At 43.7% G+C, this 23812-nt stretch carries 32 protein-coding genes; all 32 read right to left on the bottom strand.

Annotated features, from left to right (window positions below; genetic code table 11):
• Positions 1-64 precede the first annotated feature (64 nt).
• The 32 genes from MHH86_RS09000 to MHH86_RS08845 all read right to left on the bottom strand — a co-directional run bounded on the left by MHH86_RS09000 (position 65) and on the right by MHH86_RS08845 (position 23792).
• On the bottom strand, positions 65-196 hold the full coding sequence (locus tag MHH86_RS09000; protein ID WP_076138696.1) for an XkdX family protein: 132 nt from the start codon (positions 194-196) through the stop codon (positions 65-67).
• Positions 197-682: an XkdW family protein gene (locus MHH86_RS08995; RefSeq protein ID WP_341170704.1), complete on the bottom strand. Its 486-nt coding sequence runs from the start codon at positions 680-682 to the stop codon at positions 197-199.
• A 14-nt stretch (positions 683-696) separates the two neighbouring features.
• On the bottom strand, positions 697-2289 hold the full coding sequence (locus MHH86_RS08990) for a hypothetical protein (protein ID WP_341170703.1): 1593 nt from the start codon (positions 2287-2289) through the stop codon (positions 697-699).
• 11 nt (positions 2290-2300) lie between these two features.
• Entirely contained in the window at positions 2301-2909 is a 609-nt protein-coding gene (locus tag MHH86_RS08985; RefSeq protein WP_076144338.1) for a putative phage tail protein, read from the bottom strand.
• A 3-nt stretch (positions 2910-2912) separates the two neighbouring features.
• Entirely contained in the window at positions 2913-3251 is a 339-nt protein-coding gene (locus MHH86_RS08980) for a phage tail protein (RefSeq protein WP_076303933.1), read from the bottom strand.
• Positions 3252-3262: 11 nt separating this feature from the next.
• Positions 3263-4285, bottom strand: coding sequence for a DUF2793 domain-containing protein (locus MHH86_RS08975; RefSeq protein WP_339189822.1), 1023 nt, complete (start codon positions 4283-4285; stop codon positions 3263-3265).
• A gap of 1 nt (position 4286) precedes the next feature.
• On the bottom strand, positions 4287-4700 hold the full coding sequence (locus MHH86_RS08970; RefSeq protein WP_341170702.1) for a phosphoglucomutase: 414 nt from the start codon (positions 4698-4700) through the stop codon (positions 4287-4289).
• 1 nt (position 4701) lies between these two features.
• The gene (locus tag MHH86_RS08965; protein WP_306083162.1) at positions 4702-5766 is read right to left on the bottom strand and encodes a baseplate J/gp47 family protein; all 1065 of its coding nucleotides are present in this window, start codon (positions 5764-5766) and stop codon (positions 4702-4704) included.
• A complete protein-coding gene (locus MHH86_RS08960; protein ID WP_341170701.1) occupies positions 5753-6166 on the bottom strand; it encodes a DUF2634 domain-containing protein in 414 nt (137 codons plus the stop codon). The genes MHH86_RS08965 and MHH86_RS08960 overlap by 14 nt, the downstream gene beginning before the upstream one ends.
• The gene (locus MHH86_RS08955; RefSeq protein WP_076303929.1) at positions 6163-6456 is read right to left on the bottom strand and encodes a DUF2577 domain-containing protein; all 294 of its coding nucleotides are present in this window, start codon (positions 6454-6456) and stop codon (positions 6163-6165) included. Before MHH86_RS08955 ends, MHH86_RS08960 begins: the two co-directional genes overlap by 4 nt.
• Before the next feature lie 2 nt (positions 6457-6458).
• On the bottom strand, positions 6459-7424 hold the full coding sequence (locus MHH86_RS08950; protein ID WP_076144328.1) for a hypothetical protein: 966 nt from the start codon (positions 7422-7424) through the stop codon (positions 6459-6461).
• Positions 7425-7430: 6 nt separating this feature from the next.
• Positions 7431-8129, bottom strand: a complete 699-nt coding sequence (locus MHH86_RS08945; protein WP_341170700.1) for a LysM peptidoglycan-binding domain-containing protein — start codon at positions 8127-8129, stop codon at positions 7431-7433.
• 232 nt (positions 8130-8361) lie between these two features.
• The gene (locus tag MHH86_RS08940) at positions 8362-8574 is read right to left on the bottom strand and encodes a hypothetical protein (RefSeq protein WP_341170699.1); all 213 of its coding nucleotides are present in this window, start codon (positions 8572-8574) and stop codon (positions 8362-8364) included.
• Between the two features lie 15 nt (positions 8575-8589).
• Positions 8590-11055: a hypothetical protein gene (locus tag MHH86_RS08935; RefSeq protein ID WP_341170698.1), complete on the bottom strand. Its 2466-nt coding sequence runs from the start codon at positions 11053-11055 to the stop codon at positions 8590-8592.
• A gap of 66 nt (positions 11056-11121) precedes the next feature.
• Positions 11122-11517, bottom strand: coding sequence for a hypothetical protein (locus MHH86_RS08930; protein WP_341170697.1), 396 nt, complete (start codon positions 11515-11517; stop codon positions 11122-11124).
• 239 nt (positions 11518-11756) lie between these two features.
• A complete protein-coding gene (locus MHH86_RS08925) occupies positions 11757-12179 on the bottom strand; it encodes a phage portal protein (protein WP_076104536.1) in 423 nt (140 codons plus the stop codon).
• Positions 12180-12205: 26 nt separating this feature from the next.
• Positions 12206-12667 (bottom strand): phage tail tube protein, encoded by a 462-nt coding sequence (locus MHH86_RS08920; protein ID WP_341170696.1) that lies wholly within the window; start codon positions 12665-12667, stop codon positions 12206-12208.
• Positions 12668-13984 (bottom strand): phage tail sheath family protein, encoded by a 1317-nt coding sequence (locus MHH86_RS08915; protein ID WP_341170695.1) that lies wholly within the window; start codon positions 13982-13984, stop codon positions 12668-12670.
• Between the two features lie 3 nt (positions 13985-13987).
• A complete protein-coding gene (locus MHH86_RS08910) occupies positions 13988-14182 on the bottom strand; it encodes a hypothetical protein (RefSeq protein ID WP_341170694.1) in 195 nt (64 codons plus the stop codon).
• Positions 14179-14601 carry a DUF6838 family protein gene (locus tag MHH86_RS08905; RefSeq protein ID WP_341170693.1) on the bottom strand — a complete coding sequence of 141 codons (423 nt, stop codon included), beginning with the start codon at positions 14599-14601 and terminating at the stop codon, positions 14179-14181. The genes MHH86_RS08910 and MHH86_RS08905 overlap by 4 nt, the downstream gene beginning before the upstream one ends.
• Before the next feature lie 2 nt (positions 14602-14603).
• The gene (locus MHH86_RS08900) at positions 14604-15008 is read right to left on the bottom strand and encodes an HK97 gp10 family phage protein (protein WP_341170692.1); all 405 of its coding nucleotides are present in this window, start codon (positions 15006-15008) and stop codon (positions 14604-14606) included.
• Positions 15005-15379, bottom strand: coding sequence for an ABC transporter ATP-binding protein (locus MHH86_RS08895; protein ID WP_341170691.1), 375 nt, complete (start codon positions 15377-15379; stop codon positions 15005-15007). The genes MHH86_RS08900 and MHH86_RS08895 overlap by 4 nt, the downstream gene beginning before the upstream one ends.
• Before the next feature lies 1 nt (position 15380).
• Complete coding sequence (locus MHH86_RS08890; protein WP_341170690.1) at positions 15381-15749, bottom strand: phage head-tail connector protein; 369 nt, start codon at positions 15747-15749, stop codon at positions 15381-15383.
• On the bottom strand, positions 15733-16011 hold the full coding sequence (locus tag MHH86_RS08885; protein ID WP_341170689.1) for a Rho termination factor N-terminal domain-containing protein: 279 nt from the start codon (positions 16009-16011) through the stop codon (positions 15733-15735). The genes MHH86_RS08890 and MHH86_RS08885 overlap by 17 nt, the downstream gene beginning before the upstream one ends.
• An 18-nt stretch (positions 16012-16029) precedes the next feature.
• Positions 16030-17022, bottom strand: coding sequence for a major capsid protein (locus tag MHH86_RS08880; protein ID WP_341170688.1), 993 nt, complete (start codon positions 17020-17022; stop codon positions 16030-16032).
• Between the two features lie 28 nt (positions 17023-17050).
• Positions 17051-17407, bottom strand: a complete 357-nt coding sequence (locus MHH86_RS08875; protein ID WP_341170687.1) for a hypothetical protein — start codon at positions 17405-17407, stop codon at positions 17051-17053.
• The gene (locus MHH86_RS08870) at positions 17404-18018 is read right to left on the bottom strand and encodes a phage scaffolding protein (protein ID WP_341170686.1); all 615 of its coding nucleotides are present in this window, start codon (positions 18016-18018) and stop codon (positions 17404-17406) included. The genes MHH86_RS08875 and MHH86_RS08870 overlap by 4 nt, the downstream gene beginning before the upstream one ends.
• A gap of 142 nt (positions 18019-18160) precedes the next feature.
• Positions 18161-18418: a hypothetical protein gene (locus MHH86_RS08865; protein ID WP_342479688.1), complete on the bottom strand. Its 258-nt coding sequence runs from the start codon at positions 18416-18418 to the stop codon at positions 18161-18163.
• Positions 18415-20175, bottom strand: a complete 1761-nt coding sequence (locus MHH86_RS08860) for a minor capsid protein (RefSeq protein WP_341170684.1) — start codon at positions 20173-20175, stop codon at positions 18415-18417. Before MHH86_RS08860 ends, MHH86_RS08865 begins: the two co-directional genes overlap by 4 nt.
• Positions 20172-21674 carry a phage portal protein gene (locus MHH86_RS08855; RefSeq protein WP_341170683.1) on the bottom strand — a complete coding sequence of 501 codons (1503 nt, stop codon included), beginning with the start codon at positions 21672-21674 and terminating at the stop codon, positions 20172-20174. Before MHH86_RS08855 ends, MHH86_RS08860 begins: the two co-directional genes overlap by 4 nt.
• Before the next feature lie 20 nt (positions 21675-21694).
• Positions 21695-22939, bottom strand: coding sequence for a PBSX family phage terminase large subunit (locus MHH86_RS08850; protein WP_341170682.1), 1245 nt, complete (start codon positions 22937-22939; stop codon positions 21695-21697).
• Positions 22932-23792, bottom strand: coding sequence for a terminase small subunit (locus MHH86_RS08845; RefSeq protein ID WP_076104520.1), 861 nt, complete (start codon positions 23790-23792; stop codon positions 22932-22934). Before MHH86_RS08845 ends, MHH86_RS08850 begins: the two co-directional genes overlap by 8 nt.
• Positions 23793-23812 lie beyond the last annotated feature (20 nt).

The following is a 23812-nucleotide window of genomic DNA, read 5'->3' as shown; positions in this document are numbered from 1 at the left end:
CTCTATCTATTGATCAATATAAATAGCCCTCAGATCAGATCCGAGGGCAAAATAAAAACGCCTGCTATTCGGCGTTGGTTGTAATCTCTGTAGCTTGTTCGGCAGTGATTTTTTTTGCTGTGACAAATACCTGTACCTGCTCTCCCGTATACAACCCTGCGTCAAAGTATCGCTTAACCAGTGCGTACCAGTTCATTTATAGCACACCTCCTTCCACAAGGCTCAGGAGTAAGGCTGCCTGATCTTGTTCCGCTTGATCTTGCCTAGCCTGCGTCTGCACTAGCTCCAGTAATAAAGCAGCGTTATCAGCGCGTAGTTGCTCGATCTCCGTCAACTCCGGCGGCTTATTAGCTTCGGCTTCCTGGTAGGCTGTCCAAGCTGCTTGCAGCTCCGCCTCTGTGGGCTGCGGATCGTCCAAATTCCACACCGCGATAAATTGCCCACGCTCTACAAGGTCGTAATCCTCGCCTTCAGTGAGTAAGTTGTAGTCGATTCCGTAACGGTAATGTATGCCCTCTATGGGTTCCTCTCCCTCGTCCGGCTGCTTGATCTCATACCGGACACGGCCTTTGTCTTCGGCTCCCGGGCGCAACACTGGCTCTGGTCCGTTGTCCTGCACTACAAAATCCCGCATTGGGTCAGCGTTAGAATACAGGTACATAATTGCTGTTGGTATATTCATCGGATTGCCTCCCTTTATGCAATTTGTGTGATTGCGAATAAACTAGATGCGACTAATGTAGCGGCTTGAGTTGATATTGCAAATATTTCAACATAGTCACCAGCGGCTAGTTTCAACTGAATAGCACCGTTAACAACTCCGGTAGCGCCCGTTAGTTGTGTTCCATTGTACAGTTGTCCGGTATCTACATTATTAAGATAAACGGATACATTTACCGGATTGTTTGTGGCTGGATTGGGAAATGCAATTGTAGTGGTAATAAGGTATATTCCTAATTTTTTCGCAGTAAATCTACTTGATACAAACTCACCAAGATGGTCATAGTTTAAACCTGGAAATAATACTTTTGTCGTTACACCAGCACTAAGTGATTGTAGTTGACCCGTGGTTTGAAACGCGCCAACTGTACTCCTGCTGTTCATTGTATTATCTCCCCATGGGTTAAGAACTCCACTTGACAGCACCAAGCCAGTTGCAGCGCCATTGCCATTTGTTGACGAGGGTTGTGTACCGCTTTGTGTAATTAATCCAGCACCTTGATAGACATACAACCCATAAGTATTTCCAGAGCCAGAGTTGGAATCACTATGAATTCGCGATCCATCAGCAGATAAAATAGCTTGACCTTTGTTGGATATCGCACAACCTTTTACTCTAACGGTTGATGCCGAAGCATCTACCCCCGATGCGGTCGGAGCCGATGCTATCAGATTACAATAGGAAATTTCAACATAAACGGATTTTGATATAGATACTCCGTTTGTATTTGAAGCATTACAATTAAGACCATTCAGCGCAGTGCGTAAGCTGTTGTTAATAATTGCAATTGCTTGTACGGTGCGGGATGAAGATGCCACGGTATCACCCTGTATTGTTATAGATCCACCACCGGAATAACCGCTAAGACTTATAATCTCCGAATATGTTCCCGCCGCGACGTTAACAGTAACAGCGTGATTTACAATTTGTGGAATAAAACTAATAGCCTTTGTAATCGTCTTAAAAGCCCCTGCTGCTGTATTGGCAAGACCATTATTACTATCACTACCATCTGTACGGACATAGTAGGTAATGTCTGCTGTTGTTTGTTGCGGTGTAGTAGCTAAATTGGGTTTACTGTTCCAGTTAGACTTTTCTGTGTCAGTCGCAAATCTATGAGTAGCATCCTCAGTAATCATAGTTGCTGGATGATTTGCTGGATGAACATAGTTATTTGCTCCTGTGGCGATTCCGTCGAGCTTTATTTTGTCAGTTGCCCGCATCAACCCGTCACTTTGCGGTGCTGCTGAAACAAGAGTATTCGGTGCTTTTCCATTCCATGCTGTCTTTTCAGCATCAGTTACAAATCGATTACTTGCATCTTGCGCGATTATAGATGGTGGGTGAGTTGCCGGGTGAGTATAGTTCGTTGCTCCTGTTGCGATACCCGCCAGCTTTGTTTTCTCAGCTGCTGTGTAATCATTGGTAGATAACTGTTTACCTGTGACCTTATCAACCTTGTTATTAACAGTCGTATCTAAGATATCCATATTTCCGTTCAAATCGGCAATATCAACGATATCTGTCCCCTCGGGCTTCTTTAAGCCCAAATTCCCTGTGGTTTGCATGTGTCACTCTCCTATCCAAAAGTTCTTAAGTCGTTCCACGTTCCAGCGTTGGCATTATTCCAAGTTATAGCTTTAAGCGAATCCCAATATGTGTACGTATAAGCAAACTCATAGGCCAAGTGTGCTGGCTTGATTTCATCCAGTATCTGAATTAGCCCAGCCATATTCGGTGGAATGCCTAGAATGCCTATGAATCGGACGATAAATCGATATTCCCCTGGAACTTCTTCTACCGATACTTCCCCACCAGCAAAAGCCGATGCTGTTCGTTGAATCATTTCAGGTGTCGTTGTGCCTGTTCCTCGTCTTTTAGCTTTGACCATTTCACGTCTATTGACATAAGACTTTGATGGATCCGAGCTTAATCCAAGTTCAGCCTCCCAACGCGCAAGGCTCCATGTTGCAGTTTCAACATATGCCTGATCTAGCACCTCTTGAACCCTCGTAGTTAAGCCATATATTTCAATGCCTAATGATTGCTGCAGTTCTTCTATTTCTTGAACACCCTTGTAATATGTCGGTAGGTATTTCATAAGATCAACCGTATTTACATCGTCAATATCCTCTAATTCATTAGCCGTGAAAAGAAGAGTGCTATATAAAGATTCTCCATAGCTCAAACATCACACCCCCTTTAATTGGTTCCATGTTACGGGACCCTTACTCATATATTCGGAGTGCGTATGTGTTGAAGGTGGATACGTTGCTGGTTTCCCAGCTACACCGGACCAAGGGACTGTATCAGCGTTGGCTGCATAATCCACTTTTCCGTCATTGTTCGTATCATAAATACTTTTAAGCATATCCCCTGCGCTTTGAGCAGCCACCAACAACACATTGCCATTTGTTGTACCAATGTAGAGTTTGCTTGTATCGGTACAATAGCCAAGTTCACCGATAGCTAGTGTTCCGATGGCACTTTCCAAACCTCGTCGGATCTGGATCATTACTTTTCTAGCCATTGCCTCGCCTCCTAGAACGTACCGCCATCGATCGTAGCCACCGTAAGTTTATTGCCATTAGCTGAATCGTAGACGATGCTGGAACTATCAATATTAGCCTCAATCCCTGTCGCATTCACAACAATACCTTTGCCTGCCTTGGCTGCAACGGTTGTAGAATCTACAACAACCCCGTTCCCGGCTCCAACCGTCAATGTAACGGAATCTGATTGACCACCGCCAGTTAGTCCGTTGCCCGCTGTGATCGTCTGTAGGGCTCCACCAGTCCTAACCCATGCCGTTCCATTCCAGCTGTAAATTTTTTGTTCGTCATCCACATAAGCAGTCCATCCTACAGCAGGGGTATAGTAAGCCCAGGCTCCAGACTGATACTCTGCTATCTGGTTTGTCTTACCTGCCCATGCCCCTGTCGCTGATGCTGGAATAATATAACGGTCGGCTTCTGCTGGGCTTGCCGGTGGGGCTAATAAATGTTGGTCTTTTACAGATGCTTGTGGTTCGATATTATGTTTTGCTAATTCGATTTCATTTTTGATTTTTTGTGCGGACCAGATGTCGGTAATGGCTGTACCTGAATCATTAATGACTCGGTGTTTAGCTATATCATCAATATGGCTTTTAATCTCAGCTGCAGTTTTAGTATTCGTGCCATCTGACACCTTATTGATATGTCCTGCACTAACATCAGCCTTTAATATCTTTGCATAAGTAGCGCCATCCGCTATATTATCAAGCGACCCTGTTAAATCACTGAGCGCTTGGGCGTTCACTCGCCTCCAAGCTGCCCCATCATCAAAATAAAGATATCCACTATTTGCCCCACTCGTTACGTAAAACAAACGTCCAACAGATGCGGCCACCGGACGAGAAGCCTCTGCACCTGACAAAGCTCGCCCAACCATTGAGTTTGTTGTACCGTCTCCGATATATATTTCTTTCGTATCTGTACAAAAGCCCATTTCGCCAACAAGCAATGCACCATACGTGCTAAGTTGAGCTTTAGTACCACGTTTTATTTGTATCGTCTGTGCCATCTTATACCCCTCTCGTAAATGAACCACCATCTATAAGTCCACTCGATTTATACCGCTCTACCTCTGTTTGTGTGGCTGTTACAGACTTTTGTAGCACATTAATATCGTCAGCCTCTACCGTGTCCCCTGGTGTTTCATAGGTTACGTAAACTTCAGCAGCTCCACTAAATATCTTAATTAACCTGCGCCATGGTGTATCACTCGGAATGGTTAACGTCCAGTTTGTCAATTTATCACCCGTCAATTTACTACCACTATAGACTTGGACAGTAGCGTTATTGATATTATCGTGATTAAGTATCCCTTCATAAACGCCTGCTACAAGTGTTATCCGTTCCTCGATGACATAGTTGTTTCCCGTTGGGTTTTTATTCAACTTCTCCTGAAATACATCAACTTTACTCGGGTAGGCCATGTTACACCCCCAATTCCACAATACCGATCAATGGCACCTCTTCTTCTGCAAGAACAATGTTCCCAGCAGCTCCATTAAGTAGCAACCCAAGATAATCAATAACACCGTCAGTCCCTAAAAGGATTGATCCAATTACGGCCTGACTTACATAAGTAGATACAAAAGACGCTGACTTACGCCAAGTCTCCAATCGCTCCAAAAAGGAATTCTTTACACCCTGCAAGCTATAACCAGGCGCTAAAGTTACCTTAGCTGATATATTGATCGTCTTACCGATTGCTGAAGTAACTGTGACTACTGCCCCAATAGGTGCTTGTCCTTCACCTTTCCCAGCAGCTGGATCAATATAGTCTTGTACTTGATTCACAAGAACGCTAGAGGCTGGGGCACCTTCTGTATTTACAATCACAACTTTTACAGTCTTCGGACCTGACCATAATGGGAATACACGAGCGCCGCCTACTCCGGAAACCTCAAGAGCCCATTCAATATAATGATATTTATTCCCGCTGGTTGCTGGACGTCTGGCAGAATCAAGGTACCGCTGCCGTAATGCATCATCTGTCTCTCTATCAGTCCCAGGGATAAGTAACTCCGTCAATTCAGCCCTTGCTAGATTATTAATAAAATCGATAGGAATTAAGGCTCCGAAGTGCTGATTACCCGTAACTCCTTCAACCTCTGCCTCAAGGCGATACTCCCCTAATGAGAGTCGAGAGATTACTTTATAGTTGATTGCACCAATAGCGAAGCGACTACCAACTGGAATATCCATTAAGGTGTTAGAAGCATTATAAAAAAGCCCTCTTAATTGGGCTTTTGTTGCCTTCTTGCGGGTAACACCAGACCACGCAATCGATCGATCCAGATAATCACCACTAGCTGTATCAGCAAATATTAAATTTGCGTTGATATCCAACTCGACATACATCTGAGCTAATTCCATTGCTGCTGGAGCCATAGCATCATAAATAATGCTACCTTCTCGCTTGTCCAGCCCATCTGGTACCCGGTCTAACATCCGTTCTAAGATCGTTTCAAACGTTTGATTTTCATACACCGCCATTCACCTCCAATCGGTCTGTATAGTTTCCATAATCACTCTCTACGTCAAACAAGACGAGTACCGCATCGCCATCATAGTTAAATCTAAAGTTGGTTACGGAAACGATACGATCATCCTGAAGTAATGCTTCCCTAGTCCAGCGTTCCACTTCGGTTTCAAACACCGCCCGACACCGCACCGCTCCAACATCTGCCTCACTACCGTAATTGTCACTGTAAATCAGGTTTTCAAATCGGATTGTCGAGAGTATTTTTATAACTGCCTGTTTTACGGCATCCAATCCATCCACTACCACGGATCCTATACGTCCATTTACAAGGTCTAATTTATAAGTAAGACTTGGTTGGGGTGTATCCTCCATATCCTCATTCAGCAGCACGTTATCGCTCTGTGGTATCAAACACTCACCACCCTATCCATGATTACGTAGCGTTGACCGCCCTGCATGCGGATAAGTAAAAGTTTATCTCCAGTAGCTAACGGCTTACGAATTAAGTATTCTTGGATTCCTATTGTTATTTTCTGTTCAGATAAGGTTTCCGGAACAATTAAAAAATCCTCCGTAAGTGAAAGCCGATTATCGACCAACACTACAAGAGGATTAATTTTTTCTACAATTCCTAGCTGTACCAGAACTGGACCAGCAGCATTCACCGCTTCAGTGGCAGCGCGTTTTATCGCATCTATCATGATCACACCAACCTTAGCTCTAAGTCCATGGTATGCACTCCGCCTTCTTTCTTATGAGTACATTCATCGACTAGGAAGAATTTATTTATGTTCATTACATTGATATATAAATTAACGTAGCATCCTGCACGCATCCGGTAATCTCCAAGGGCCTCTATACTAAGCGTCCGCTTCTCTCGATTCTTCATGAACAGTTGCTGAGTTAGTTGCTCAGTAATTTGAGCCTGATTCAGATTCTCATCTACTGACTCGTAGAGTTGTAGCAATCCCCACTTAGCAATGCTGGCGCTATCCTTGGTAACGTAAGTTTCCCTCTTACCAGTCTCCTTGTTGTCTCTATACAATACAATTTGATTATATGTCTCATCGTCAATGTTGCGGCTGTAAGAATAATCCGTCATGAGTGAATCATCACCCACCACAAAAGGAAAGCGCATATTAGAAGCATTACGTATCGTCAAGCTCCCAAAATCGTCAAAGAATACGAAGTTGGTCCCGTAGTTAATCAGGGTCTCATCTAACGCCATGCAGATCATATCGATAAACGTTTTATCGTCGCGGATCTGGGAAGGAATAATGTATTTTGTATCTTCCAGCGTTCCGGTCTTGAGCTGCATGTCTTGAGCGATCTTTTGAACTACCTGAGTTGCTGTCTGTTTCGTAAATACATAAGTTCCGCTATTCATCAGATACCGGATCTGATCATAAGCAAGGATGCTTATTTCTTCCGTCTTACCAGTTTCAATACTGAAAATATATCCATAGAAAACCTTATGTCCCTCATCTGTGTACCTAACCACATCACCATTATTCAGTTGGAATTTTTTATCTTGCCATGGGCCATGGTCTACAAGGGTGAATTCTAAGGATGCCGCCTTACCTATACGGATCGTCTTCCAAGATATATCAGTAACGATGCTGGAAACATCCCAGACGGTGCCATTTTTATTATCGATCAATAACTCCATGTATCATCACCCCGGTAGCTTCAGAACAGAGCCGATTTTGAGTGTCTTCAGCTGCGCATCTGTTAAGCCGTTTAACTTCTGAATCTCTTTCCACCGACTACCGTCACCGAGTTCTCTTTTAGCTATCTTCATCAGGGTGTCCCCGGATTTGATGGTAACTGTTTTGGACTTAGTACGTTCATCTGCGCGTTTCGCTGGCTCTTTCTTAGTGGTGGTTGTTGTTGTACCAGTTGGTGTTGTATTTGTCTTCAACGTCACCTTTTTAGCAGCGTAAAAGACATACTCCTTCAGGCTGATCTCATATTCAAAATCGCCCGGGCTCCCGGCAACCTCTTTATAATTAAATTCTTCGATACTGGCAGCAATATTTATTTTGAGACCCGTTGACGTAAAAATAAACCGGATCGGCTTGCGCTTGTTCATCCAGGTTTCAATTAATTGGATGTAGTCCGCGGGTTGCCCCCAGTTTTTTGATGATACATAGCTTGGTACAGTACCACCGACTGCGATAGCCGGAAAAAAACTACTAAAGCTAATCTCTTTCAGCTTAGCGGCCTTGATTACATTAATTTCACCAAGATCCGTTATATCATAAGTCTCTCCGTCACCTTCCCCACCAATCTCTATTTCTTCCGGAAGGACGGGGATTTCAAACCATATTGCACGGTTGTTAAAACTTAGTTCGATGCTGTAGTCATTAGCCATAGACTCACCTCCGATTTATAGAGGAATAACCCCTTTATTGTCGAATATTGGTAGGTGTTCAGTCATACCAACTATTCATGAAAGGAGTTGAATATTATTAATATTGATCTGCAGGAACTTGAAAAGGACATCTTAGAAAATTTTTTCGAACTAAATGTCGATGATAATTCCAATCCTGAACTAACACGACAGATAGCCGAAGTATCCGCCCGGATTGTAACAATTGCTCTTTCTAGGCTTTCACATTTACAGAAGGAGTCAGAGTGACAAAGGGTTTAGAAACTTCGCTGTAAATTCGTGAGGAAGAAGATATAATGTCTTCCTCCAATCGGCGAGATACGGAATTAATAATTTCGTTCATCGTTCGTTCATTCTGAATGTTTATCGAAACATTGAAGGTCGTTACTTTGGCGACCTTCTTTTTATGCGCATGGCGTCTTAACATTGGCATTCCCTCCTCTTAGCTATATACTCCCTTGGCTGTACTCACGATGTCCTCATTAAGCTTCTTTGTGATTTTACTAACGATGGAATCGACATTAGCCTCATTGGTTACTGGTCCTGTCTTGACCTGAATAGTCGGTGTCAATGTCACAAAGTTTTGAATGTTCTTCATCTCCGCGACATCGCGCATAATCTTCAGGTCTTCTTTAGAGATATCAATAGGCTTCTCTACTTTGCCGACCTTATCGACCTTTTTAAGCTTATTTTTTTTGTCATTATCAGTCGCTGAACCACCGCCTGCACCAGTGTGCGTTGAATCCCATTCAGAAAAATCATATCCTTTTGCAGCGTCTTTATTTTTCTTATCCTTGGCAGCTTCCTCTGCGTCTTTAGCCGCCTGGTCTTTGGCTCGTTTATCCGCTCTATCTTCTAGCATCTTCTGTACTTTGGCTTCTCTCTCATCCGCCTTCTTACTAGCCTTATCTTGCATTGCGGCAAGCGAAGCTTCTCTGCTTTGTCTAGCGGCCTCAGCTTCAGCAGCTGCGCTCCCAGCGAACTCCACATGATCTATCGTCTCTAAACTAACGCCAGGAATTTTCTTTAACATACCAATCAAGCTGTTAATTCTATCGATAGCTCCATTAACTAGATCATCGAGAATCTTTAAAGAGGTGACCTTTGCAGAATCAAACGCATCTGCAATTCCATACCCTACCCTAGCAAAGAATATAGGTACTTGGTCGAAGAAATTAAGAATTGCATTCCAAGCCCTCATTAAACCTGCCGCAAATTGATCGTTAGTTTCCCAAAGCTTAATCAACCACCTAGCAAGAAAGTACAATGCCGCTACCACAGCGATTATAACGATGATAACCCACGTGAGAGGATTTGCTAAGATTGCAGCATTCAACCCAACCTGGGCTCCAGTTGCAGTTGTTGTCGCAGCTGCTTGAGAAAGTGTAGCTCCTGTAGCGTAAGCTGATCTGGCTGCAGAGATAGCCATAAGCATATTTTGAATTCCCATGACAATATTAGAAGCTATTACTACACCTTTCCAAATTCCAAACGCACCTGCAAGACCTAAAATTATTGGCTCTATCGTCGTCCAATTAGAGGAGAAGAAATTATAAATTTGTGTAACTACATCAAGTACACTAATCGCATTCTGAACTACCCAGTCGAGTCCTGAACTCAAGCCGTCAAAGAAGGGTTGGAATGTCCCGTTTTGAAAGGCTGTATTGATCATGGTAATTAGTGGCATTAGACTCTGAACTGCAGCTCCACCTGCATCCGCTAATGTTGAACGTAAGTTATTGCCTAATACTTCGACCTGTTTGGCAGGGGATGCCATCATGGTGTCAAATGCTTTTTGACCCATTTGCTGCTTTTCCAATAGCTGGTCAAATGCCTTGATGAACCCTTCCATATTACCTGCCTTGCCGAGGTCATCAATTTTAAAAGCCCGTATATCGGATTTACTCATGTTAAATCGTTCAGCTAAAGAAACGATATCACCACTCATAGCCTCCTTAAGCGCAAAAGCAGCACCCTCTATCCCATTCCCTGCACTATCAAAGGCATTAAGCCGCTGGGCAAGATTGTTCAACTGAGATAACTGGTCTGTATTTTGAGTTGTTGAGAAAAAGGATAGCGTGCTTTGTAGTGATTTAGTAACATCCTGACCAGCTGCCAATGCCTCGGCTTTAAATTTATCAAACATCGCCTTCCCAATCTCAGCATCTCCGGTGCGAGCCTTGAACATATCTTCCATCTTCTGTTGCTCCATTGCCCCACCGACTGTCTTTTCGAAGAGAGCCTTTGCACTCGCCAGTGATAAGTAAGCAGCTACCAAACCTTTAATATTACTGAGCCAAGCTGAGCTACTTTTACCAGCTTCACGTACTCTACCATTAACCTGTGATTGCAAGTCAGCTATTTGCCGTTCTAATCTAGCTATACGTTCAAGCGCTTGGCGTAGTTCATCAGCGTCAGAACTACGTGTACGGAGTTGTCGTGTAACACTTATAAGTTGTAGGACTAACCTTTGTAAGTTAACAAACATCGCTTCAAGCGACCGTGGAAGTTCAATCCTAATGCGTGCTTGAATATTACCGAGCTCCGAGTCAATTTGTCTTCTGATAGCAGAGATCTCCGCAGTGATATCCGCTGTGTTAAAGCGAATTTTGAGAATAGATTCGTCTCCGCCTAATTGCTGCCGTATAGTTGTAAGTCTCTGAAGAATCTCGCCGGAGTTAATGCTGATTCTAATTAGGCTGCCGGTTCCTAAAGCAGCTATTTGCTGTTTAATGATATCCAAATTATGAATAACATCAAAAGCACTAATTCTTAATGTAATTGGATTTTGTACTTGTGCTTGCAAACGAGCCATAAGTTGTAGCGTAGATGCCAGTACAGTATTTACCTGCGCTAACCGTTGGCTGAAAGCATCGTTCAGAGCTAAACTGGCGGCAATACTATTCATATGAACTCTCCTTTCTGAGAAAACAAAAAAGCACCCCTTTCAGGAGTGCCTTCCGTTGATTCAAATTTATAATTCAATCACATTGGAGTTCTTTGTTCTTAAAGTCAACTCATCTGCAATTTTTTGAGCATCTTTTATGTCTATTGATTTGCCCGTAGCAATATCTATTTTAAACGTAACGGAATTCAATTGTCCTGATTTGTTAGTATAGCTAATTAATAGATAGGATGACATCGAAATACCGCCGTTTGGCGCTGGAGTTTTCTCTGTTTTAAATTGAGCCCCTTTTATTTGGGAAATATCAATTGAAAAATTTGTTCCTCCACCATCAATATTTAATTGAGTGGAATCCAATTCAATCTTGCAAAGATTCCTTTCCGGTAAAGGCAGTCCATCTACGTGATATAAATTTGCTGTGATAGACTGATTCTTTTTAGAATTATTTTTCTTGAAAATGCCCATTTCATCACTTCCCCTAATACATTTTACCTATACTTTACCACAGTAGTTGAAGGGTTGTGATCATTTTTTGCGAACTTTGGACTTAGCTGCATCCTTTTTCTCTTTATCGATTCGAACCAAGATCATAGCATAAATTGCAGATCTATCTGGCTTGCTCATTGCCATTAACTCATGTGGCATGATATGAAGTTCGTGGAGGGCGTAGTAAGCCAAGTTAGCCTCACTATCGCCCTCCTCGATTAGTTTTTTACATCTTCAACCAGTTCATTAATATCCTGATCAAAGCCATTTAAGGTTTGAACCTGATCAGTTAACTTGGTAAACTCTCCTGGTAGCAACATCTTGCGCACCAGAGCCTCAGCACCTTTTACCCCGTATGTCTCCTGTAAAGCTGCGTCTTTCAGGTTAGGATAGACAACAGTTGCTGTAACCAATTTAGCGACATACTCATTTGGATCAGTCTCAGAAGTATATTGTCCATACTTAGCCTTTGTACGTTTAGTTGCTGCCTTGCGGATCTCTTGATTCTCCGCCTCAGTGATACTACGTAGTTTCCAAGGAATCGCCTTTCCATCTTTATCTTTAAATCTAGGAGAGACCACGAAATCCTCTGTAGTCTCCACCGCTGCGTTTTGTGCGTAGAATGCTGAAAAATCACTCATATTATTAATTCCTCCTGAATTTTATTTTAATTGGCTGGTGGGTTAAATGCTTGACCCATATCAATATCCTCAAAGGTAAAATCAATATCCTCTTCTAGTGCATCAGATTCTGTATCCAGTGATACCATAACTACACTATCAAGGTTCACACCTAGTAGAGTAATTGTTTGAGACCCAATGGTAGATCCCGGATCTTCATTAGTTACCGTAATATCAAAGTTGGTATCTCTACCCGTTTTGATATAATCGATCATTAACTGGCGGAAACGACTTGTTACATAATAAATCGTCATGCTGCCGGTACCCGACCATCCAGTAGTTTTATGCTGAGTACCACGGCGGCCTAATGTTTTAACTTCAGCCTTCTCCTTTTCAACTGATGCTTCAAGAGTCTTGATGTAGAACATTTCATCTACCTGACCATTGATTGTGGCGTAAGCCCGCCCCTCTTGTCCGCTAATCGTGTCATTCGCCTTTAAAAACGACATTTATCTCACCTGCACTTTCATATATACTTTTTCGATACTATCTACTGGTTGAATATTGGCTTCCACGTAGATGGCATCTGAATCAACACCAGGAAGTACCGTGATATCCGTCTGAGCATCAAAATTTTGAATGGCATCAATCCCCTGTAGGTTATCCAGATAGATCACAGCCTCTTTGCGAAACAGAGCTCGGCCATCAACATTGTTTGATACCTTACCGATGTAAAATGATTCAAAGATGCGCTTCAAATCATTCGCAATACCATCCAGTACACGGAGCACACGGTTTTTTTGAAGTTGTTTCCCTTTCTTTGGAGTGTAAGAGAGGAAAGTATTAATATCCTGTTCTATCACAGCTCGATTACTGGATGGTGTAAAAACAAATTCTCCAGCTTTCAAAGCTGCTTCAATCTGTGTATTGGTGTAGCGTAGTGCCACATCTACAGCATCGTCATATGCCGAATAAGTCAAAGACTCGTTCATCTCAGCTGCTGCCGAAGCACCGCCTACCCAAGCAGTGGCCTGCGCTGCTGTAAGTATGGTCCCATCTGAAAGAACCACGCCATTTTTGACGCTGATTACACCTTCGAAATCGGCTACAGGGTAGTTCTCAAGTGCTGCCTGTACCTTTTTACCCTCTGACTCTCTTAAGCGCCGTACAAAGGCAGCATAGACCGCTTTGAGCGCATTATCCGTGGATGTCAGCGCCACTGTCTGGAAATCGTACAGCTCTAGTGCAGATAGATATGCAGTATGATCCGCATTAGTCACAGTGCCATTTGCTCCGCCAATCAAAGGAGCTCCTGCATTTGCTGTTAGTGTGCCGGTCCCACTCCATATAATCCAGTCATTCGGGATAAGCCCCGCAATATTAGCGACTACCTGCGTGTCCACTACTGCATTATCCAGCAGTGTTTTTACATCAAACTTGCTACTATCATCAATGTTGGTTTGTACGACAACCTTCAGCGCATTACCTCGAATGCCACCATATCTTGCTGTAGCTACCAAGGTCCCAACTGTGACCGTTGACTTTGTTCCGTCATTGAGTTTGTACAGCAACACTGTCCGAGCTCTTTTAAGCGCCTCACGCACCAACAACAGCTCTGGGGCTGTAATGTCATAGCCAAGCACTTTGAATGTATCCTCACCAACTATAATCGGTGTGATGACCTTAGCCGCTCCCCATGGAAGCGTCAGCGCTAGAGAGGTTATTCCCCTACTGCCGACTGTACCCAATGCACCGCCATTTGTTTCAACGTTGATATATACACCGGGTCTTACTTTATTTTGAGTTGTCCATGTTCCACCGGCCATAATCTATTCAACCTCCTTGTTCTTAAAATCTTCGATGACCTGCTGTGCCTCAGACGCCGTATACAACTTTTCCGGCTCCAGCAGCGCCGACAGGACATCTTTATCCTGGTATGAGTATTTGGCTGAGTTCAAGAACTGCTCCCTTGTATACGAAGCCTCAGGAGCTTCAACACCTGACTTTTCATTTTTCACACTCACTTAATACCGCCCCCTTGCTTCATTGTTTTCATTTTTGGATCAGGGGCCATGTCCCGGATCAGATGGACGTTGAATTGGATGAAGAAATGGAGTACCCCATCAACAATTTCGTGCCGCATCTTAGTACCACGGTACATACCACTGTGTCCACTTACATATTCCAGTTCTGAATATAGCCTTTCGGCCATAAGTTCACATTCTTCCCGAGGAGCTTTTGAATCTCGATTCGGGAAGTAATGAACGTCAAATGGATTGAAACGCTGATACCGCCGATTTATACCCCGAGCTTGGCTACCTTCTAACAGCAGCACAAAAAAGCACGGCTGCTGCATGCCCTGCTCCACTGCTTCGTCATAAACCGGATACTCCGGAGTAAATAACGATATCTTTTTTATGAGTGCGTTTTTTATATCCTGCATACTCACCGCCCCATATGCTTATTAAGGAATTTCTGAAACTTCCGTTCTATGATAGCTGGCATTTCCCTCTCCAACTCCTGCTCCGATAGCGTTAACATAAACCTACCGTTAACCCAACCAGTACGGAGACGGGTGACATGCCCGAATTCCACATATAGCGCATACTCCACGTTATTTGTGATCTCAACATGCACCCCACCGCCTTGTAACTTTACCACCTGACCGATCTGCCATCCCCGCCGCAAGTCTCCAGTCAGCACAGGAGTACGTGCTATAGCCTTTGCCAACAGCCGTCCAGCCAATTCCCGGATGCATTCCTCCATAAAGGCTGGGAACTCTTTCTGCATCTGAACCATACTTTTATGCAGCTTCTTCAAATCAGTGAAATCGAACTTCCCCATACTCATGCGTTCAGGACCTCTTTTAGCTTAATCTCCTGATGAGTAGCATATCTAAATGCCTTACCCGTCTGCTCTCCTTTGAACTCCATGCCGTTCTGCTGAACCGTGATTCGGCTTCCTGGCTTGATAGTTACATCAGGAGAGATAAACAGCTTAGCATCATAATTGACCTGATCCGCCGTCACCGTTTGTGTGGTAGCAGGTAAGGATGACTGAGAGAGTCCACACGGCTCGTCAGCAAACACAATGACAGGCTGCTGTCGTGTTTTACCGCTCACTGGATCTTTTACATCCTTCATTTCCGAAACAGTACATAGGCCTTCATAGGTGCTCTCAATAGCTGCTCGCTCTGCTTGGACATTACCGAAAGTGACCATGTTACCACCTCAATCTGCGGAACGCCTGCAGCTGAGCCGCATAGTTCCGCACGAAAGTAGCTCCAGATCCGACCGTAACCGTAGCCTTAGCGGATCCGAACGCTGTTGTAACATCCCCACGCTTGATACTAGTAACTGCCGGTGCGGTCTGCTCAAACTCTGTCGGGTACTTCGTCCGGTAGTAATCCTCAGCTATATGCAGAACCACATTATCCAAGGCTTCTGGAATAGATGATATGTTGCAATAGGTTTTGATCTCTTGGACGATAGTCTCTAAGGTAAAGAGAAGCCGTCCATCCTTTGAGGTATCCTCTAAAGGGATGGACAGCAGAATTTTAAGACGAGGCAAATATTTAAGCTGTTCCTCCATCAGACCCACCTGCTTTCAGGATTTCTGCAAGTATGTCCTCCTTCTTGGTTGCCCCACCAAGGTCGATATCACGTTTCTTAGCGTAGGCTTTGAGTTCTGGACCGCTCATGTCTTCTAACTCTTTAACCTCTTCGGGAATTTCGCCGGCAATAGCACCCAATTCAAGCAGCCTCTTCGCTTGTATATCATCGAGTTCGATCTCTCCGGAAGTAAAAATAACCCCGCCTTGAAGGACGGGGGTAACAACTTCGTATTTATCCATATTTTTCATGTCTCCTTTTTAAACCGATAAACGGTAGATTTGGGATGGTTTCTTAACACCAACAAATGCGGATTCACCAACGTAGATCTCATCTTGTGGTGGCGGACCCATATCACTCTTAGGAATAACATAGATACCAGGGTTGAAGTCCTTCTCCACTGTTGGCCCATGTACTGTGATAATAGGTTGTTCTCCCAACAAAGCTACAGTTCTGATCGGCAAAAGTCTAGCAGGTGTTGCTCCCTCCAAAGAAATCTCATCATCGTTTACACGAATCACCAGTTGTGGAGAACTTACTGTCTTACGGATTAGAGCTTCAATCTCAGTCTGGTTAGGCACCATAGCGCTATTAACTCCGTATAAACCACTTCTTACTTGCTTATTCAGCATCAAGTCAAGCAGGGTATCTCCCGACATATCCATATATACTGGCAACGCACCGCCATTTGCACGCTTGTAGTTTGTGAATGCTACCCGGATATCATCAATCGGTGTTGACGTCTCTCTATTACTCCAAGGTGTCGCTACAGTCACGATTGCCGGAAGATTAAAGTCAACGTTAATTTTTACGTCATTACTTTGGTAGACAATGGTTCCAACATAAACGGCTTGCCCCCGCAGCCACTCCTCAGAATCTTCGACACCTTCGATAAGGCGATCCGTTTGGTCATAGACCTTTTGGATTGCCCGTTCACGTTCTGCTTCAACGCGCGGGTTCATGAATTTCAACTGCTCACGTTCGTCAATTCGAATACCGTGTTGAATTTTAGCAATTTCTTGTGTCAATGTCTTTAGACCTTGCTTATCTCTCAGTGGTGCTCCTGCGTTCCATCCAGTGATAGCGGCACTTGGCACATATGTTTGTGTGAACACGTCGTAATCGAATGTCAAATCAAAGGTTACATCAAATTCACTGATTGCCTTCAATAAATACTGCTTGGGTAGTATGCGGTTCTCTACATACCCCAAAAACGTCGGTTTTTTAAATTGATCTAGTGAAAGAATTCCCATTCTTTATTCACCCTTCCTTTATCATTTTTTAGTAGTAACGGTACCGACCGCCGGCTGCTGTTTTAAATGCTGCTGTAACCCCCGCAAGTTTGCTTGCTACGACCAATGCCTCAGCCCAAGCACCAACAATAACATTTACTGTAGTTGCCTCACCTGTAGTCACATCATGATTTGTCAGATATGGTACGCCAGTATCTGTGTCAGCCCAAGGCTTAGCCAATCCGTTTGCTTGGATACTCACTGCTGTTCCTGACGGAATGCGAGTACTGACAGCAAATTTAGTGCCATCCAGCGTGAGACCTCCAACCTTTTCGATTGAGCCTTTGACTGTATACAAGATTTCTTTTTGTGATCCGTATTCCTTAACACGTGGATTCAAATTCATTTTTTCTCACTCCCTTGATTTCTTTGATCTGCAATAGACTTACCTGCATCGTATCCCTCTGGCGAAGTGCCTGGAGGTCTGGTTGCATCAAACGGCGTTGTGCCTCTAAATGAAGGCGTCTGCTGTTGCTGCTGAGGATTAGCTTCTGACGTAAATAGATAGGCATCAGATGTCTTGAGTGTGGTTAACTGCTCTTCCAGCCCCACCACCTTGCCGTCATCTCCAATTACCAGCTTGTTCTTGTCAATTAGGCCGGTGACTACCTTCTCGTTATGCACCTTACCAGTGAGTGCAGCAGTGATGGCATTATCCATCTTGATCTGTTGCAAATCGGCGTCATATTTCTCCTTTGCCGTCTTGTTATCAGTCTTGAGCTGATCAATCTGCCTCTTCAGATCATCTGACAATCCAGCGGCTGTACTCAGATCCTCGATTTGCTTGTCCCGATCAGCGACATCCTTCTCAGCTTGCTGCTTGGCTGCGGAAACATCGTTATACTGACTCTTTGGAACAAAGTGCTTCGGAATCTCTTTGCCAGCATCTACAATAGCCCCGTCAATCTTGGAATCTTCAACACCCAACTTCTTCAACAACTCTTTCAACCAATCCATATATCATCTACCTCCATAGATTTGTATAGCTGCTCTCCAGCTTAGGGAGTGAACCGATATGCTCCGGTTCATGAGCAAATAGGCCACGGCAGTCTCAACCGTGGCCCAATATAAAAAGCACCCTCGCATATTGGAGAGTGCTTCATATACCATATTTCTGTTTGATTAGTACCCATTTCATACCTTCTTCACGATTTAACCGCCGTTCAACCGCAGCATTAGCGTCCAGAACACCTACTGGCTGTTTCGAGAGCTCATCGCGCTTCTGAAGGTACTCATATCTAACGGCGCTGATCTCGTTTACCAAAGCGTCAAATCGTTCGCCTAGCTTATCGCGTTGCGGGGCAAACTGTTCAGCAATAGCCGCTCTATTTTCTTCCTTAGTTCGCAAGATCATCACTCCTTTGTATATTGTAGTGATTCAAGTAGCATTACTAGCTGTTCCATGGTTAGATGCTTTTCGTCATAACCTGTAAGTGCCTGCTCAATAGTAAGCAATGCAAGATATGAATCTTCTGCTTTATCGAGTAAACGGTTAATCTCATCTGTACTCAGGTTTATTGGGGCTGACTTCTTCAGGATGTATGTGCTACCTGAATCAACTGCTCGCAGCTCCTTAATTCCGTTCTTTATGAATGCTAAGACATCATCCCGGCTGAATGATCCTCCAGGTTCCCCATCCACTGTAGGGTGATTATGGGTTACGATGCTCTTTTTAAGTACTTCAGGTGGTTTGATCTTTGTAATATCAACAGATGCCTTATCACCCTTAACATGGATAACCTCACCTTCTTTAGTGAGAGCAATAGCATGTTCTTCTGGTGCGTTCCTAATAGCTTGTTCAGCATCCTTTACATAGTTGCGAACGATATCAGGTTTGGACAAGTCGATATTACCTAATTTACGCGGTATGTCCGGCTGCAGCTTTGGCAGATCCATCTTACTGAGATTAATCAGCGGTGGAGCAGTCTTTCCGGTTTCATCATACCATTTCTCCGGTTCCGAGGTATATATGCTTTTCACAGGAATTGGAATATCCTTTGTTGGCCCACCTGGAACCTCAATAGTAGGTAATGGAGTCTCCGGCGCTTGCTTAGTTGGGGTTTCAACAGTAACTGTCTCAGTAGCTTCGGGAGCGTACTTTTCAGCCCAGTCATTGTAGTTGATATCCTCTGGAACCTTATACGTTTTGCCATCTTCATCCCTAGCTACCCGCTCTTTGATGTTGTCCTCATAGTGCGGTATGGTGGTTGATCGGCAATAAGCATGCATAGGTGGATAATTGACATTAACCTGAGCATCTTCGATATCAAATACTTTCCCGTCTAGGTCTCGGCAAGTAATGGATGTCCGGCTGTCCAGTGTAGCAGTGTAGCGGTATTGCTCTACTCCAAGTTCTTTGTAGCCGGCTATACGAGACTGACCAGCGAAGTATGCTGATTCCGTCAGTATTAACCGCTCTGCATTCTTCCGTGACACATCGAAGCGTTTCATAAGCTGCTCTATCATTTGCTTAGAGGTATCACCACTAATAAGCCCCTGACTAAAGATGTTACGAAGCGTTCCGGTCAGCCTGACGCGATCAGTCCATATACGTTGTGAGAAGTTGCTACCGTCTGCCGCCCATGGAGCAGCTAGAATAGCTTCGAGCTGCCGCTTATCTATCTTAGAGAATGACGCTCCAATGCCAATACCCTTTTCTAGTTCAAAAATACTTCGATAGTAACCATCCTTGTATACGTTACCTAATAGCTCTGTTGTGCCTGATAGACGCTTAACAGATAATTCTTCGACATGTTGTTTCATCTGCAATTGAATGGATTCTAAACGGGTAACACGTACTCTAATACTGGCATTCTCTAGTTCCTTCATCCACCGCTGATCTATGGCGTTCTCTTTACCACGAGCAATGTAATCCTCAACGGTCCATTTGAATTCTTTGAGCTCGCCTGCTTTGAGAACTTGTTTAGCAGCGGATAAGCTAACGATACCGTTATTATCTGCAAACCGCTGATAGAAATTGTTAACGTCCGTCTGGATAGATATCTGAGCCTTGCGGTATTCCTTATTCATTGCCTTCGTGAATGGTACTCCCTTGTTAAGCAGAGATTCATTCAACTGCTCCATTCGCTTTGACCAGTAAGCTTCTGATCTCATTTCTCATCATCTTCTTCCGGCTTAGCATTGCCTTTAGAATCTCCCTGAAGTCCGTAATCCTCCATATCTTTCAGCGCTGCCTTTTCTTCATCAGCCTTGCGCTTAATTTCCTCCTTGGTATTTGTCACCCATGGATGGTTAGCAAGTATGGTTTCATCGGAGACTATACCAACACTGTTTTTAGCGTCAGTAATAACCTGGGACTCATTAATGACGATATCCCGATTAAACAGGAAATTTACAGTTTCCTCAGAAAAATCAATACTAGTGGTATTCGCAAGATGAGTATTAACGAACCACAGCAACTGTTCAAGCGCTGCCTGGAATTCATTCTCGATATCATTGGCATCCATATCCAAATCAGCATATAGAAATTTCAGAGCTTCACCGCTTGGAGCAGTAGCAAATGAATCCGCTTGTGTATCTACACCGCGACCAAACTCATATATATCAGCCCGGGTCATTTCTGTGTGGAGTTTATAGGCTTCAGTATTGATGTTGATATCCATTGTTTCAACATCTGATCCATCTTCAGCTGTAACCTTAACTGCACGGTAAACCATTAAATTACGGCGAAATTCTCCAAGATTAGTACCATCATAGCCCTTAAGCTTGAAAATACTATTTGGAATGTCCTCTAGGTTGTTACTGTTATCTGATTTATTACGATCATAATCATCTACTAATGATTTTAAGAGACTAATTAGCGGCAGCTCGTCTTCGTTATACTTAAAGCAGATAAACGGGATTCGCTCCCAATTTAGCTGATGTTCTGTTTCAGCTCCATCTATTACCGCGAAGTGGCTGCTGACATCTTTTGATTCAACATCTGGTATTAGCCCACCTACTGCTGGAACAGCTAGGCTGCCGGTACCGACTACATAGCGGTTAACTCCATTGGAGTGCCAAAATTCAACTTTCTGGATGGTAGTCTTCTTTTTACCTGAGTAGGTATCTACCTCATACACCCGTATAATAGCTTGAAGCTCTGTATGAGCTGAATCTTTCCATAAAGGAATGATCTCTTCTGACGGGAGCTTCTTAAACCGGAATCGTCCTTCCTCGTCATAGTAGACATGCAACCATGAGCGGCCCTTCTTAATAGACTCTTTTAGCAAACTCTTTAGTAGTCGCCTAAAGCCCTTATCAAAGATGTCAGTCAACAATTCATCATAGACCTTATTCTCAGTTTGAATACTCATTTCCTTACTAAGCAGGTAGCCTGCTTTCTGGTCAACAAGTTTACGAATGAATCCATGAACAATTTTATTATTGGCCAGATTAGTCGCTTCAATTAATTGACCGCTCTCACCAATTGTCATACGCTTGCGCTCCAGAATATCACCTTTGTTACGGTAATACTTTTCACCAGTAATCATATCCTTACGTTCCTGAGAGCTCATCCAATCATCGATTTCTTGCTTGATGATTTCCTCATCTGTCATTGCGGCAGCTGCGCCTGCTTCGATGATCCGAATAACTTCCTGTGTGGTACTCAAATAGGTTTCCTCCTCTCCTATTAATCAAATGAGAATGCATCTGGTTTGCGGATTTGTTCCATAGCATAACGCAACGCATCCATAGCATGGTTAAAGTCATCAACTGGCTTTTTCGTGAACTTCCCAGCTTTATTCTGTTCCCATACATAGCTTGATAGTTCTATGCTGACATTCGGGCATTTGAATTTATGAACTATGATTTCATATTGCTGAATGGTCTGAATACCAACCTTAATGCTATCCCCGCCCTTTTCAGCAGCTCTAATCCTACTGATCCCGAAGCCGCGGATTTCAGCAATGGACTTCGGCTCTGAGGAATCCGCAATGATACGCTCCTTAGAGTAGCCTTTTTCTTTCAGCATATCGGCAATATCATCATTCAGCATGCCGTGCTCATAGTGTTCATCGAAGATATACAGCTTCTTCTCCTCTTTGTTGACCAGAGCGCATACAAGAGCGGTAGGGTCATTCGTATAACCAAAGTCGAGTCCAAACACTGCCCTGTAACCCTTTTGCTTGGCAATAGTTCGGTAATCAAACTCTTCTTCCCGCCAGTCTTCATATATAGCACCCTCAGCGATACCCCAATCTCCGTCACCCTCTACCCTATGACGCTTTGGTTTATGCTTCTTCATCCATTCAAATAGCTTGCGGTCCTCGTCTCCCAGGAACTCATTACAGCGGTATGTTGTAGTATCCACGAATGTATCTGGGTTCTCGGTATCAAAGAAGCGATGTTTCAACCAATGCTTTTCATTCCATGGGTTAAAAGTAATCGTTAGCTGCTTATAATATCCTTCAGGCAGCAGACCACGAATAGACATATCCACCTTATCGAAATCATCTTCGTTAAGGATCTGATAGGCTTCTTCAAACCATGCCCAACACAAATATCCGGTGTCCACCGTAATAGAGGTGATTGACATCGGATCATCTAGGCCTCGGAACAATATCTTTTGTCCTGTTGGCTTATATATAGCTTCCAGCGGGGATTTCTTGAAATGCCACTTGTTACCTACACCCAACCTATTAGCCGCCCATTTGAGTTGCGCCCACGTCGAGTCTTTATGTGAGTTGAATGTCTTACGAAGCACCAAGGTATTAGCAAGTGGGTACTCCATCATCTTTGCGATGATCGATAGAGCAGCTGTCACACTCTTTTTGGAGCCCCGTCCTCCCTTTACAACCCGATAGCGTCCTTTAAAATGCCAGAACTTTGCGTATCCCTTACCAACGGTCTCCTGTAAGCTGATAACCTTACTCATGGAGATCATCCTTTATGAATACGACCTCAGATTCGACTTCTTTACTGATGGCTGCAACCTCAAGCTGCATCTTCTGGACTCGGAGTTTAGTCTCTTCATCCATGTAGCCTAGATATTTCTCCAGTTCTTTCAGGGCCTTCAATTTATCGTAGAACTTAATACTGACTCCATCGCGCCCCTGCTTAACCTCGCTTATTAGCGTTCCGTCAACTTCATAACTGTTTTTAAAATGTACGAAATCAACGGTACGGGTCAACTGGACACCTTCTTGATCTAGCACCGGACCATATTCATTCAGCACGGGTTCCTCAGTCTGTCCAAATTCAACATAATCTGAGGTATCAGCAAAGGCGATCTTAAGATATTCCGCAATTACACGCTGAACACTTAAACCAAGTTCAGAGGTAACAGCCTCTTTATGCTCTGCAATTTTGGCCTGTACCTTAGGTTTTCTAAGGTTCTCCCATCCAATTACATAAGCAGTCTTCTTACTGTAGCCTGCTGCCATTGCTGCACGAGTTGCATTGAAGTCTCTGAGGTATTCAAGAATGAATATTTCTTCCTTCTCCGTGAGTTTTGCTGAGTCGCTTTTATCCGGGTCACCCCTAGCCGCTATCTTTTGGCTCTTGTTAACCTTTGGATTCTTTTGTTGTACAACACTCTTCTTTGGCTGTTGTACAACGTTATTTGATAATTGTTGTACAACACTCCATTTATCACGCTGCTTCCAGACGGCTACCTTCTTTTCGTCAATTTCCAGTTTCTCTGCTATTTGCCTGTTTGTTATTTCCCCACCGTGTTCACGCCATATTTCTAGTGCGCGGTCCCGGTTTGGATCGCGTGCTCTTGGCATTACATTATCACCACCCCCGT

This window comes from Paenibacillus sp. FSL F4-0097 (assembly GCF_038593125.1).
Lineage (GTDB): Bacteria > Bacillota > Bacilli > Paenibacillales > Paenibacillaceae > Paenibacillus_AQ > Paenibacillus_AQ odorifer.
This window is presented reverse-complemented; position numbering and strand designations above follow the sequence as displayed.